Source organism: Bradyrhizobium sp. 142, from assembly GCF_023074015.1.
Taxonomy (GTDB): Bacteria; Pseudomonadota; Alphaproteobacteria; order Rhizobiales; family Xanthobacteraceae; genus Bradyrhizobium.
In genome coordinates this window covers 51932-63760 of sequence record NZ_JADPKQ010000279.1, presented here as the reverse complement: position 1 = coordinate 63760, position 11829 = coordinate 51932, and the positions used below count along the sequence as shown (strand labels likewise).

The window sequence follows — 11829 nt, the reverse complement described above, 5'->3', positions numbered from 1 at the left end:
ATCGTCGGTCCATTCCTTCGGAAGATACAACGCGCGATCGATGAACGCATGACCATGACGCGAAACGTAGGTAGCGAAGACGCCGATCTGGCAGTTCGTAATCTTCCCTGCCGAACCAGTGTATTGCCGTGCCACTCCGCATGACGCTTTGCCCTGCTTGAGAAAGCCGGTCTCGTCGATCACCAGCACCGCATCGTCATCCGCCAAGTGCTCGATGACATAGTCGCGCACGATATCGCGCAGGGCATCAGCGTCCCAATCCCCGCGACCCAGAATCGCCTGCTGCCGCCATGGGCCGGGATCGCCAGCCGCCTCCGCGCGCATCCAGCCGGTCTTGCGCTGCTCATCTCCGAGCAGACCTTCCAGGAACAGGCCTGCATTCGTCGCCACACGCTCTTGCGTGAACAACGGACGTATCCGTTTCTTGATCTCTCGAAGCGACGCCGCCCACAACGCAAGCGTCTCCTCAACCGACATTCGAATCATGGTTGCCCATGGATTCAGAAGTCTGCAAACAAAGCAACTGTAATGTTAGGCCGTAACTGTCACGCCCCGCGAAGGCGGGGCATCCAGTACCCCGCGACCCATCGGGTCAATCGCTACCGTCTCGGAATACTGGATCCTCCGCCTTCGCGGAGGATGACAGCATCCGAGGGGAGCAGCGCTACTGCTTCTCGATCTTCGCATTCGTGATCAGCTTCTCCCACAGCACGAGCTGCTCACCCACGAACGTGCCGAGCTGCTCCGGCGTGCCGGAGAAGGCGTCCATGCCGAGCGTCGCGAGCTGGGCCTTGATCTCCGGCTTCTCGACGATCTTCCTGATCTCCGCGTTGAGCCGCGTCACGATCTCTTTCGGCATGCCTGCGGGGCCGAAATAGCCCTGCCATGACGAAATGTCGAAGTCCGGCACGCCGGCCTCCTGCATCGAGGGCAGGTTCGGCACCAGCGGCGAGCGGTCCTTGGTGGTGACCGCGAGCGCGCGCAGCGCGTTGCCGTTGACGTGCGGCAGGCCGGTCAGGATGTCGACGAACATCATCGAGACGCGGCCGCCCATGACATCGTTGAGTGCCGGCGGCGAGCTCTTGTAGGGCACGTGCAACAGGTCGAGCCCGGCATTGTGCGCAAAGGTCGCACCCGACACGATCGCCGATGACGAGCCCGAGGCGTAGCTCAGCTTGCCCGGATTGGCCTTGCCATAGGCGATGAGCTCGCCGACCGTTTTTGCCGGCACATCCGGATGGACGACCAGCATGAACGGCAGGTCGCCGGTGCGCGCGATCGGGGTGAAGTCCTTGACGGGATCGTAGGTCAGGCTCTTGAGCAGATAGGGATTGGCCGAATGCGTGGTGTTGGTCGTCACCAGCAGCGTGTAGCCGTCGGGTGCGGTGCGCGCGACAAAGGTCGCCGCGATCATGCCGTTGGCGCCCGCCTTGTTCTCGATCACGATGCCGACGCCGAGCGCCTGCGACAAATGATGCGAGATCAGCCGCGTCGTGGTGTCGGTGCCGCTGCCGGCCGCGAACGGCAACACCAGCGTGATGTTGCGGCTGGGATAATTGTCGGCCTGGGCAGTGGATGCGGCGGCGAGACACAGCACGGCCGCGCCGGCGGCGCACAGGTTACGGATCAGCGCTGAAAGCATGTTGGAACGTTCCCTCGTTTTTGGTTGGCAGGGAACCTAGCGTCTCCTCGTTGAAATCGGAAGAAGTGAGTTTGTCTCGTGCCCCGGGCGCAGTGCAGCGCGCCGCCCTCCGCGGCGTGATGCGCTGCTGAACCGGGGCCCAGCGGCGGCAGACTGGGTCCCGGCTCTGCGATGCAGCGCTTAAGCGCTGCATCTTGTCCGGGACACGAGAGCGCAGCGTCCGCTGTGCGGAATTACTTCACTGCCGAACCCTGCCGTGACGCGATCACGACGCCGGCGAGGACCAGCGCGTAGCCGATGAGGTGAAACGGCTGCAGCTTTTCGCCGAGCAGCAGGATCGCCATAGCCGAGCCGAACACCGGCACCAGATGGAAGAACGCCGCGGCCCGGTTCGGTCCGATCAACGCCACGCCGCGGTTGAAGAAGAGATAGGCGAGCGTCGACGGGAAAATCAGGATGTAGCCCAGCGTCGCCAGCGTCACCGTATCGAATTGCATGACGCGGCCGCTCCAGGCCTCCCAGATCGCCGTGGGCAGCAGCATCGTTGCGCCGCAGCAGGTGGTGAACGACAGAAAGGAGAGCTGGTGGATCTTCGGCCGGCGCGGGATGAAAGCGGAGTAGATCCCGAACGCCACCAGCGACGAGGCGAACATGATATCGCCCCGGTTGAACCTGATGCTCGCGAGCGCCGCGAGATCGCCGCGCAGGATGATGATCAGCACGCCTGCAAGCGAGATCGCGATCCCGGCGAGCTGCGCAGCCGTCAGCCGTACGCCGAACAGCACCAGCGACCACAGCGCCACGAACAACGGCCCGGCCGACTGGATCAGCAGCGCGTTCAGCGCTTCCGTATATTGCATCGCCCAATAGGAGATCGCGTTGTTGAAGGCAAAGCCCACCAGCGACAGGAACAGCATCAGCAGCAGGCTTTTGCGTATGCTCGGCCAGTCGCGCTTCAGGTGCGGCCAGGCGAACGGCAACAGGATCAGGAACACGCCGTACCAGCGGATCGTCGTCACCGTCAGCGGCGGCACATGCGCGCCGACATGGCGCGCGAGCACGATGTTGCCGGCCCAGAACAGCGAGCTCAGGCTCAGCAACAAATAGGGCTGGTTATTGAGCCAACCGGCCGGATTCGAGGCGGTTGGCGCGGGCGAGGCAATCGTCATCGGCGTTCGACACAAGCTTGCGCCGGATTACCATGATGACACAAGCCACGCGGTCGCAATGCTACAATGCGCGCATGATCGAAGGAGGCGTCATTGCCGGTTAATATGTTGAACATCGAGGGCCTGGAGCAGCTCGACCGGCATGCGCCGGTCGTGATGCTGAACCTGATGCGCTTCCACGAGCGTTCGCGCGACGGCGACGGGTCCGGATGGGACGCCTATTTGCGCTACAGCGCGATCACCGTGCCGATGATCAAGGGACGCGGCGGCACGCTGCTGTGGACCGGCGAGGCCAAAGCGATCGCGCTTGGCACACATGACGGCAACCAATGGGATTTCGTCGCGCTGGTCTATTACCCATCCGTCGCGGCCTTCCTCGACATGATGATGTCAGAGGCTTACGAAAACGAAGCCGACCCGCACCGCCGCAATGCGTGCGCCGAGCACGTGATCATCGCGACGAGCGAAGCGTATAGCAAGTTCAGGACGAAGTAGCGCGCTCTTCTTTCTTTCTCCCACAAGGGGAGAAGGAGAAAGGGTCGCCGTCGCAACGGCGCTTACGTCTTGCGCTGCGTGTTCTCGCGCTCATTCAGTGCATCGATGGCAGCGCGGCACGCGGCCTGCAACACGCGGCAGACCTCCTCCGGCGACCGCCGCGGGCGCAGCGCCGCAAAGGTCGGATAGCTCGTCAGCACGAAGATCAAGTCGACCGCGTCCTGCAAGGCCGGCTTTGGCGCGCGCCTCTCCACGATACGCGTCACCAGCCCCATCAGCAGCTCGCGTCGCCGCTCGTTGCGTTCGACCAGTGCCTCGCCGAATTCGGGATCGGTCGCGATCGCCTGGTTGAGCCCGCCGACGGCGGGGTCGTGCCCCCAAAAGGTACAGAAGGTCTCGATCACGCGGTCGAGTGCGGCGCGCGGATCAGTCATCGCCATGACCTCGGCCAGTTCGAACAGCCCGCCTCGGTGTGCGATGTCGTCGAACACCGCCTCCAGCAATCCGCGCCGCGATCCGAACTGATTGTAGACGGTGAGCCGCGTCACGCCGGCCGCCTTTGCCACCACATCGAGGGAGAAGGTCGCGATGCCCGCGTCCTTCCGCAACAGCCTGGCGCCGGCAGCGATGATGCGTTCGCGCGTCTCCGCAGCCCCGGAGGCCCGGACCGAGCTCACATACCTGCGTTTCGGCATGGCCCTACCATTCTCTTGACGTATTGGCTATACATATAGTATATCTAATTTGGAAGCCGGTTTGGAGCATGCCATGCAGACTGCCCTCGTGATCGCCCTGTCGCTTCATGTGTTGTCGTCGGTGTTGTGGGCGGGATCAAGCTTTGCGCTGGCGCGGACCGGCGGAGCCGGCGGCGAGCAGCTCGTCTTTCCCCAACTCGGCGCGGCCACGATTGCGATCGTGACAGGCGCCTATCTCGGCCGTCTCGTCCACGCCGGCAGCTTCGGTCCGACCGAGCAGGTTCTTGCGCTTGGCGCGGTCTGCGCGTTGATCGCGGTCGGCGTTCAGGCGGCAATCGGCCCCCGCGCGGTCCTGACCTTGCGCCGTGGCACGAGCGAGGCGGCGGACGTGCATTCGCGCATCGCGAGCGCCCAGCGTGTGGCCGCGGCTCTGCTCGCCATTCTCTGCATGGGCGCGGCGCGCTACATCTAGGGTCAGGACCCATTCATAACAGGCGAGGGCGCAGTGCCACAACGCGCCAGAGACCGACCAGCAGTTTCCCAAGCAGAGCGTTGCAACGGCGTGGCATCCCGCCACTGAAGACAAGGAATACGATGTCCATGATGATTCTGTTGAACCTGCCAGTGCGCGATCTCGCCGCATCGACGGCATTCTATGTGTCGCTTGGCGGTACGGTGAACCCTCAGTTTTCCGGCGAGAATTCGACCTCGCTCATGTTCGCGGACACGATCGGCGTGATGCTGCTGACCCACGATCAGTATCGCGAATTCACCAAGCGCCCGATCGGTGACGCGCGACGCGACAGTCAGGTTTTGATCGCCCTTACCGTCGATGACCGCGACGCCGTCGATGCAACACTGGCTCGCGCGGTGGTGGCGGGCGGTCGCGCCGATCCCAACCCGGCACAGGATCTCGGCTTCATGTATAACCGCCACATTGAAGATCCAGATGGCTATGTTTGGGAAATCGTATGGATGAATCCAGCAGCGGTCGCTTGATCCGAGTCCGCGAAATCCGGCGCATCTGCGCAGTCGGAAGCAAAATACAAATTACTCATGGCGAAGTCTTCTCGTGCCGCCATGAACCAGTCCCAACACGTGCCCCAACCAAGGGCCCCAGGCCTAGCTCGCCTGCTTCCTCGACGCGGCGAACACGCCCGACAGCACCAGCGCGAAGCCGATGAAGTGGAAGGCCTGCGGGTGTTCGCCCAAAAAGGCCATCGCCATGATCGAGCCGAACACCGGCACGACGTGAAAGAACGGCGCGGCGCGGTTGGCGCCGATCAGGCGGACGCCGCGGTTGAAACAGAGATAGGCGAGCGTCGAGGGGAAGACGGCGACATAGAACAGGGTCAACAGGTTCGGCCCGTCGAGCTTCATCACCGGACGCGCGAACAATTCCCAGATCTCCAGCGGAATGAGACAGGCGGCGCCGCAGCCGAAGGTGAAGGCGAGGAACGACAGTCCATGCATGGCTGGCCGCTTCAGGGTCAACACCGAATAGAGCGCGAAGATCAAGAGCGCGAGGAGGAAGATCAGGTCGCCCTTGTTGAAGTCGATGTTCGACAGCGTGGTGAAATCGCCGTGCAGCAGGATGGTCAGCACGCCGCACATCGATAGCAGCACGCCGAAGGCCTGCGCCGCAGTGAGCCGGATATCGAGGATGACCAGCGACCACAGCGCCACCAGCAGTGGCGCGGCCGACTGGAGCAGCAGCGTGTTGAGCGCCTGGGTATGCTCGAGCGCCCAATATTGCAGGGTGTTGAAGGCGCCGATGCCGGTGATCGAGAGCGTGATCATCAAGCCGAGCTTTTGGCGGATCGCGGGCCAGTCCTGCGCGAGATGCTTCCAGGCGAACGGCAGCACCAGCAGGAAGGCGAACAACCAGCGCAGGAAGGAGAGCGTGACCGGCGGGATGTGACCGGCAGCGAGCCGCCCGACAATGGCATTGCCGGCCCAGCACAGCGCGGTGATGCTGAGCAGCAGATAAGGCTGGTTGGCGATCCAATTGTGGCCAGGCGTGGCGGCGCCTGTGCTCTGGTCGGTGGAGGACATTGTGATTGTTATGGCCCCGCGTCAAACGCCAAGGCCCCGGCCCGGCGGTGTCCGGGCCGGCTGGTCGCCCGGCCCCGCTCAAAGACACGGAAATCAAGGTTGCATCAATGGCGCGGACGCATCGCGACCATGCAGCGGCACAGATCGCTTCTCACGCTTTGGTCGTAGCTGTCGCGCCGCGTCGAAAGGTTTCGGGATTTTCGGGGGGGATATCAAAGGCTTGGAGTGCCCTCCGAGCCCGAAAAAAGTCCCGTTCTTGCTTGCCTAGAGAGGCTGCTTCCTTTATCCGGTTGGACCTGCCTTCCGTGCGAACGGCCTTGGGCCGGGAATTGGGCTGGGCGCATCTAAAATCTTCGAAGGATTACCCGCGAATGGCCAATGTTGTCGTCGTCGGCGCCCAGTGGGGCGACGAGGGAAAGGGCAAGATCGTCGACTGGTTGTCGGAGCAGGCGGACATCGTCGTCCGTTTCCAGGGCGGTCATAACGCCGGCCACACGCTGGTGATCAACGGCAAGACCTACAAGCTCGCATTGCTGCCCTCAGGCGTGCTGCGCGACCAGAAGCTGTCGGTGATCGGCAATGGCGTGGTGTTCGATCCCGCCGCCTTCCTCGACGAGGTCACCAAGCTGCGGTCGCAGGGCGTTGCGATCTCTCCGGACAATCTGCGGGTTGCCGAGAACGTCACCCTGATCCTGCCGCTGCACCGCGAGCTCGACGCCTTGCGGGAGTCCTCCAATGCGGCGACCGCGATCGGCACCACCCGCCGCGGCATCGGCCCTGCCTATGAGGACAAGGTCGGCCGCCGCGCCATTCGCCTGATGGACCTCGCCGATCTCGATACGCTGCCGCACAAGATCGACCGCCTGCTCGCCCATCACAATGCGCTGCGCCGCGGCCTCAATCTGCCGGAGTTCGACGGCAAGGACATCCTGAAGGAATTGACCGCGCTCGCGCCGCAGCTCTTGCCCTATGCCGAGACGGTGTGGCGGCTGCTCGACATCAAGCGGCGCGAAGGCAAGCGCATGCTGTTCGAGGGCGCGCAGGGCGCGCTGCTCGACGTCGACCACGGCACCTATCCTTACGTCACCTCGTCCAACACGGTGGCGGCGCAGGCCGCGACCGGCTCGGGCCTCGGCCCCGGCGCGGTCGGCTATGTGCTCGGCCTGTGCAAGGCCTATACGACCCGCGTCGGCCAGGGTCCGTTTCCGACTGAGCAGGACAATGAGATCGGCCGCAAGATCGGCGAGCGCGGCCGCGAGTTCGGCACCAATACCGGGCGGCCGCGCCGCTGTGGCTGGTTCGACGCCGTGCTGGTCCGCCAGGCGGTCCGCACCGGCGGCATCAACGGTTTGGCGCTGACCAAGCTCGACATCCTGGACGGCTTCGACTCGATCGAGGTCTGCACCGGCTACCGGCTCGACGGCAAGGAGATCGACCATTTCCCGGCCGGCGAGGGCGCGCAAGGCAGGGTCGAGCCGATCTACGAGACCATTGAGGGCTGGAAGGAGCCGACCGCCAATGCGCGGTCATGGGCCGACCTGCCGGCCCAGGCCATCAAATATGTCCGCCGGATCGAGGAATTGGTGGGATGCCCGGTCGCGCTGCTTTCCACCAGCCCCGAACGCGAGGATACTATTCTGGTGCAAAATCCGTTTGAGGCTTAACGATATCTTACCGGGACGTGCGCATAGTTGAGTTGAAATGGCTGATTACTATCCGCTGATCGCCCGTGCTATTGCCGCCCTGGATCCCAACGCTCCCGGCGAAAGCCGTCGCGCGCTCTATGAACGGGCGCGCACGGCGCTGATCGCGCAGCTTCGCAGCGTGCAGCCGCCACTTTCTGAATCCGAGATCACCCGCGAACGGCTGTCGCTCGAGGAGGCCGTTCGCAAGGTCGAATCCGAGGCCGCCCAGCGCGCCCGCGAGGCCTCGCGCCCGGGCGGCGGCGCCCGCAGCGGCAGCGGCGACGCCTTCCGCAGGGCCAGCGCCCGTGCCGCCGAGGGCAATCCGCCTGCTGCGGCCCAGCAGGGCGCGCCACCGCGCGCCCGTCCGGCTCCTCCGCCGCCGCGTGCGGACCGCCCGTCCTTCGGCAGTGACGACCAGATCGATCGCGATGCCCAGCGTCCACCGCGGGCCCCGCGTTTCGATGCGCCGCGCCAGCCGAGTCCGCCCGCTCCACCGCCGCTGCCCGAGCCGCCGCCAGCCGGACGCACTGGCGCCCGTCGTCCGCCGGATGGCGGACCGCCGCTGCCACAGGCCCCCGGCGTGCGCGGCTTCCGCGACATCACCGCGGACGCCAACGACCTCGGCGGCGCCGCCGCGCAGGCCAGCCGCGCCGCGCGCCGCACCTATGCCAACGTGCCCTCGCCCTCGCCGGAATTCGACCGGCTCGAGCCGAGCCTGGAAAACCGCGTCGGCGAGGGGGATTCGCCCTATTCCTATGACGAGTCGATCGAGGAGGCCGAGCGCTATGCGCCGCAGGCGCCGCGCCCGCGCATAGCGCCCGACCGCGACGTCAAGAAGCGCGCCCGTTCCCGCTCGATCTTCCCGTTCAAGAGCGCGATCGCCGTCGGCATCGTGCTGATCCTGGTTGGCGCCGGCATTCTCTGGGGCAAACAGCTGGTCCAGACTGCGAGCGGCCTGTTCAAGTCCTCGCCGACCCAGGTGGTGGAAGCCCCGAAGGATGCCTCGCAGCCGCAGAGCAAGCCCAAGATTCCGGATCGCGTCGGCCAGCCCTCGGCCAGTGACCAGCCGGTCGCGCCGGTGGCGCAGAAGGTCGTTCTCTATGACGAAGATCCGTCCGATCCGAAGGGCAAGCAATATGTCGGCTCGGTGGTGTGGCGGCTCGAGCCGATCAAGGCCTCGGGCAACCAGAAGGCCGACGTCGCCGTGCGCGCCGACATCGAAATCCCCGACCGCAAGTTCAAGATGACGATGTCGTTCCGCCGTAATACCGACTCGTCGCTGCCAGCGAGCCATACCGCGGAATTGACCTTCATCCTGCCGCAGGATTTTCCCGGCGGCAGCGTCTCCAATGTGCCCGGCATCCTGATGAAGTCGAACGAGCAGGCGCGCGGAACGCCGCTCGCGGGGCTCGCGGTCAAGGTCACCGACGGCTTCTTCCTGGTCGGCCTCTCCAATGTCGACGCCGATCGCGCCCGCAACGTCCAGCTCCTGAAGGAGCGCTCGTGGTTCGATGTGCCGCTGGTCTACGCCAACCAGCGCCGCGCCATCATCGCCATCGAAAAGGGTGCCCCCGGCGAACGCGCGTTCAACGACGCATTCACGCAGTGGGGCGATTGAGGCACTCACCTTTCCTTGCGGAGAGGTGAGGCAAGCTCTCAGCTCGCATCGACCCAGTCGAGATATGTCGACCTATTGCGCGGCGGCTTCCCGCTTGCGCGAGGCGGCGTGCTCGCGACTCATCACGGCGCGGCAGCCGGGGCTGACATGCGCCTTGTTCCGCACCATGCAGGCGGTGATGCGCGAGATATCGGGGATTTCGCTCGAGCAGAGCCGCATCGCATCGCCCGAGCACATCTGCTGCGCTTCGGATGAGAAGGCGAGGCCCGGCGAGGTCTGGAATGCGACGGCGCTGGTGGCGAAGGCGAAGAGCGTGGCGATGGTCTGATAGCGTGTCATGCGGAATGCATCCCCAAGTTATGTGGGCTTGAGCCACTTGATTTTGGGGCGCCGCACGCAGCTTGCTTTGCCGCATGTCGCAGCCATCACGCAGGGAACCCAATCCCGCATGTGGTTGCTCGATCTCTCGTGATGTTCGAATCGAAGGTGCTGCGCCGCCCGGGCGAAGTATGCGCCATTGTCACGAGGCTGCAATGGGACGCGCAAAGGAATTCGCAATTGTTGCAGCTTCGTCACGTCGAAGCGGCGCGCTGCGTCAGACCGACGATGCGCTCGCTTGTTCCGTGTCGGGATCTCCCAGTGCGGCGGCGTGTTCTTCGACGGCGGTGATGCCCTTTGCCGTGAGCTCGAACAGATCGCCGTCCTTCACCACATAGCCGCCGGCGATCAGCTCGCCGATCTTGCCGTGGCGGTCGTCGGCAAAGGCAACGGACTGGCTGATGTCCCTCAGGATCGTGAGCTGTTCGTCGCGCAGCATGTCTGACATCTCAAGATCTCCAAGGGTTTGTCAGATCTCCGGGGCTTGATGCTTACATGCCGTGGCTCTCGAACACCTTGCTGCAAGACCTCGACAGCTTGCCGCGGTGGGCTTGCAGGCAGCTCTGCACCGCATTGTCGTTGCCGAGCTCCTTGCGGCATAGCCGCGAGGCATCGCGCGAGCAGGCCTGCTGTTCCTGCGGCGTACCACCACGACCTTGCGCGAGAGCAGGCGGGCCCGACAGGCCGCCCAGGGCCGTCAGCGTGATCGTCGTCAGAAGGAACAGCTTGCGGAACATCGGTCGCTCCAAATCGGACAGGTCAATTTCAGGTGCTTGTTTGAACTCGTCGCCTTGGCACTTGTTCCGGAGAGTGGGCGCCCCGCTATTCAAGGTTCCCGCGCCACTGCTATAACGACGGCGAAGGATGAGGATGCTCGATGAAACGCTATTTCGTGTTTGCGCTCCTGGGCCCGTTCGTGGGCGGGTTCCTGCTGCTGCTGACGACGACCTATCAGTCCGGCTACTGGACCCAGACCAGTCTCGGCGAGGTCGGCAAGCTGTTCGCAGTGTTTTTCAAGACCCTGCAATACAGCTATCTGTTCGGCTTCTTGCCTTCGCTGATGATCGGCGCGGTCGACGACATCCTGGTCCACGTCAGGCGGATCGGCCCGGTGCTGCGGATGCTGCTGGTCGGCGTGTTCGCCTTCATCCTGGCGTCGCTGACTTACAGTTCGCGCGGCCCGGACTCGGGCGCGGTGCAGTTCATCCTGTACGGCCTCGTCGGTTTCGTGCCGGCGGTGGCGTCATCCTGGCTCGTGCACAAATACGTCCCGGAGCCGCAGCCCGCGGCAGCATCGACCTGAGGGCGCGACCTTCGACCGCGCCGCCGCAACCTCCGCCGCGCTGGCGCGTTCCCTACAGGCCATGACCATGTCCGACGACGACATTCTTGCTCCGCGCCGACCCCGTTCAGGGGGCCGCTCGCGCGCGACCTCTTCTAGCGCCGAGGCGCAGGGGCCGATCATCGACCAGGAAGGCCGCGAGATCCGTCCTGAAACGCTGGAGCAGGGGTTTCGCGAATTTCGCGTCGAGTTCGGGCAAGGTAGTCCGTTCGGCAATCTGACGCGGGAGCAGCGGATCGCACGGATCGAGGCTATCGCAAAGCTGCTCGACGTCGCCTTCGTCCTGCCCGGTACCAATATCCGCTACGGCATCGACGGCCTGATCGGGCTGATCCCGGTGGTCGGCGATATCATCACCACCGCGATCTCGCTGTGGCTGGTGCGCGAGGCCCGCACGCTGGGTGCGCCCTGGTACCTCACCGCGCGCATGCTCGGCAATGTCGCGGTCGACGGTGTGGTCGGCATGGTCCCGTTCGCGGGCGATGCCTTCGACGTCATGTTCCGCGCCAACATGCGCAACGTCCGCCTGCTTCGGCGCTGGCTCGACAAGCAGCCGCGCATTTAGCGCAAGGAATCTTAATTAAATCGATCGAGCATCAGGCTCGGTGCACCTCTCCCGCTTGCGGGAGAGGTCGACGCGCGCGGTAGCGCGCTTGCGCGCGGCGGGTGAGGGCTTTCGCCTCTTGGGGGTTCTTGATCGCGGAAACACCCTCACCCCAGCCCTCTCCCGCAAGCGGGAGAGGGAGAACT

At 64.6% G+C, this 11829-nt stretch carries 15 protein-coding genes; 7 read left to right on the top strand and 8 right to left on the bottom strand.

Features of this window, described 5'->3' with window-relative positions:
• The 3 genes from IVA82_RS24855 to IVA82_RS24845 form a co-directional block, all read right to left on the bottom strand.
• On the bottom strand, positions 1-486 hold a 486-nt coding region (locus tag IVA82_RS24855), incomplete at its 3' end, for a transposase (protein ID WP_247493324.1).
• A gap of 178 nt (positions 487-664) precedes the next feature.
• Positions 665-1642 (bottom strand): tripartite tricarboxylate transporter substrate binding protein, encoded by a 978-nt coding sequence (locus tag IVA82_RS24850; protein ID WP_247389682.1) that lies wholly within the window; start codon positions 1640-1642, stop codon positions 665-667.
• Positions 1643-1875: 233 nt separating this feature from the next.
• Positions 1876-2811 (bottom strand): DMT family transporter, encoded by a 936-nt coding sequence (locus tag IVA82_RS24845; RefSeq protein WP_247389681.1) that lies wholly within the window; start codon positions 2809-2811, stop codon positions 1876-1878.
• A 93-nt stretch (positions 2812-2904) separates the two neighbouring features.
• Here IVA82_RS24845 and IVA82_RS24840 point away from each other — a divergent pair, with 93 nt between their 5' ends.
• Positions 2905-3306 (top strand): DUF1330 domain-containing protein, encoded by a 402-nt coding sequence (locus IVA82_RS24840; RefSeq protein ID WP_247389680.1) that lies wholly within the window; start codon positions 2905-2907, stop codon positions 3304-3306.
• 62 nt (positions 3307-3368) lie between these two features.
• On the opposite strand, the gene IVA82_RS24835 is transcribed toward IVA82_RS24840, so the two are convergent.
• On the bottom strand, positions 3369-4001 hold the full coding sequence (locus tag IVA82_RS24835; protein ID WP_247389679.1) for a TetR/AcrR family transcriptional regulator: 633 nt from the start codon (positions 3999-4001) through the stop codon (positions 3369-3371).
• 73 nt (positions 4002-4074) lie between these two features.
• Here IVA82_RS24835 and IVA82_RS24830 point away from each other — a divergent pair, with 73 nt between their 5' ends.
• Both IVA82_RS24830 and IVA82_RS24825 read left to right on the top strand, forming a co-directional pair.
• On the top strand, positions 4075-4473 hold the full coding sequence (locus tag IVA82_RS24830; RefSeq protein ID WP_247389678.1) for a hypothetical protein: 399 nt from the start codon (positions 4075-4077) through the stop codon (positions 4471-4473).
• A gap of 122 nt (positions 4474-4595) precedes the next feature.
• Positions 4596-5000 carry a VOC family protein gene (locus IVA82_RS24825; RefSeq protein WP_247389677.1) on the top strand — a complete coding sequence of 135 codons (405 nt, stop codon included), beginning with the start codon at positions 4596-4598 and terminating at the stop codon, positions 4998-5000.
• Between the two features lie 123 nt (positions 5001-5123).
• Here IVA82_RS24825 and IVA82_RS24820 read toward each other — a convergent pair whose 3' ends face one another.
• The gene (locus tag IVA82_RS24820; RefSeq protein WP_247389676.1) at positions 5124-6056 is read right to left on the bottom strand and encodes a DMT family transporter; all 933 of its coding nucleotides are present in this window, start codon (positions 6054-6056) and stop codon (positions 5124-5126) included.
• A 371-nt stretch (positions 6057-6427) separates the two neighbouring features.
• Between IVA82_RS24820 and IVA82_RS24815 the strand changes: the two genes are divergently transcribed.
• A complete protein-coding gene (locus IVA82_RS24815) occupies positions 6428-7720 on the top strand; it encodes an adenylosuccinate synthase (RefSeq protein WP_247389675.1) in 1293 nt (430 codons plus the stop codon).
• Between the two features lie 37 nt (positions 7721-7757).
• Positions 7758-9359: a hypothetical protein gene (locus tag IVA82_RS24810; RefSeq protein WP_247389674.1), complete on the top strand. Its 1602-nt coding sequence runs from the start codon at positions 7758-7760 to the stop codon at positions 9357-9359.
• A gap of 72 nt (positions 9360-9431) precedes the next feature.
• Here the strand turns inward: IVA82_RS24810 and IVA82_RS24805 are convergent, their stop codons facing one another.
• From IVA82_RS24805 to IVA82_RS24795, 3 genes are all read right to left on the bottom strand, one after another.
• Positions 9432-9698 (bottom strand): hypothetical protein, encoded by a 267-nt coding sequence (locus IVA82_RS24805; protein WP_247389673.1) that lies wholly within the window; start codon positions 9696-9698, stop codon positions 9432-9434.
• 256 nt (positions 9699-9954) lie between these two features.
• Positions 9955-10176, bottom strand: coding sequence for a hypothetical protein (locus IVA82_RS24800; protein ID WP_247389672.1), 222 nt, complete (start codon positions 10174-10176; stop codon positions 9955-9957).
• Between the two features lie 52 nt (positions 10177-10228).
• Positions 10229-10474, bottom strand: coding sequence for a hypothetical protein (locus IVA82_RS24795; protein WP_247389671.1), 246 nt, complete (start codon positions 10472-10474; stop codon positions 10229-10231).
• A gap of 140 nt (positions 10475-10614) precedes the next feature.
• Between IVA82_RS24795 and IVA82_RS24790 the strand changes: the two genes are divergently transcribed.
• Entirely contained in the window at positions 10615-11040 is a 426-nt protein-coding gene (locus tag IVA82_RS24790; protein ID WP_247389670.1) for a DUF5413 family protein, read from the top strand.
• A 61-nt stretch (positions 11041-11101) separates the two neighbouring features.
• Complete coding sequence (locus tag IVA82_RS24785; protein ID WP_247389669.1) at positions 11102-11644, top strand: DUF4112 domain-containing protein; 543 nt, start codon at positions 11102-11104, stop codon at positions 11642-11644.
• The last annotated feature ends 185 nt before the right edge of the window (positions 11645-11829 follow it).

What these genes read in the sequence shown, in the direction of transcription:
- IVA82_RS24795 (WP_247389671.1), bottom strand. Translation starts at nt 10,474, where the DNA reads ATGTTCCGCAAGCTGTTCCTTCTGACGACGATCACGCTGACGGCCCTG.
- IVA82_RS24845 (WP_247389681.1), bottom strand. Translation starts at nt 2,811, where the DNA reads ATGACGATTGCCTCGCCCGCGCCAACCGCCTCGAATCCGGCCGGTTGG.
- IVA82_RS24850 (WP_247389682.1), bottom strand. Translation starts at nt 1,642, where the DNA reads ATGCTTTCAGCGCTGATCCGTAACCTGTGCGCCGCCGGCGCGGCCGTG.
- IVA82_RS24820 (WP_247389676.1), bottom strand. Translation starts at nt 6,056, where the DNA reads ATGTCCTCCACCGACCAGAGCACAGGCGCCGCCACGCCTGGCCACAAT.
- IVA82_RS24785 (WP_247389669.1), top strand. Translation starts at nt 11,102, where the DNA reads ATGACCATGTCCGACGACGACATTCTTGCTCCGCGCCGACCCCGTTCA.
- IVA82_RS24835 (WP_247389679.1), bottom strand. Translation starts at nt 4,001, where the DNA reads ATGCCGAAACGCAGGTATGTGAGCTCGGTCCGGGCCTCCGGGGCTGCG.
- IVA82_RS24805 (WP_247389673.1), bottom strand. Translation starts at nt 9,698, where the DNA reads ATGACACGCTATCAGACCATCGCCACGCTCTTCGCCTTCGCCACCAGC.
- IVA82_RS24800 (WP_247389672.1), bottom strand. Translation starts at nt 10,176, where the DNA reads ATGCTGCGCGACGAACAGCTCACGATCCTGAGGGACATCAGCCAGTCC.
- IVA82_RS24810 (WP_247389674.1), top strand. Translation starts at nt 7,758, where the DNA reads ATGGCTGATTACTATCCGCTGATCGCCCGTGCTATTGCCGCCCTGGAT.
- IVA82_RS24815 (WP_247389675.1), top strand. Translation starts at nt 6,428, where the DNA reads ATGGCCAATGTTGTCGTCGTCGGCGCCCAGTGGGGCGACGAGGGAAAG.
- IVA82_RS24830 (WP_247389678.1), top strand. Translation starts at nt 4,075, where the DNA reads ATGCAGACTGCCCTCGTGATCGCCCTGTCGCTTCATGTGTTGTCGTCG.
- IVA82_RS24790 (WP_247389670.1), top strand. Translation starts at nt 10,615, where the DNA reads ATGAAACGCTATTTCGTGTTTGCGCTCCTGGGCCCGTTCGTGGGCGGG.
- IVA82_RS24825 (WP_247389677.1), top strand. Translation starts at nt 4,596, where the DNA reads ATGTCCATGATGATTCTGTTGAACCTGCCAGTGCGCGATCTCGCCGCA.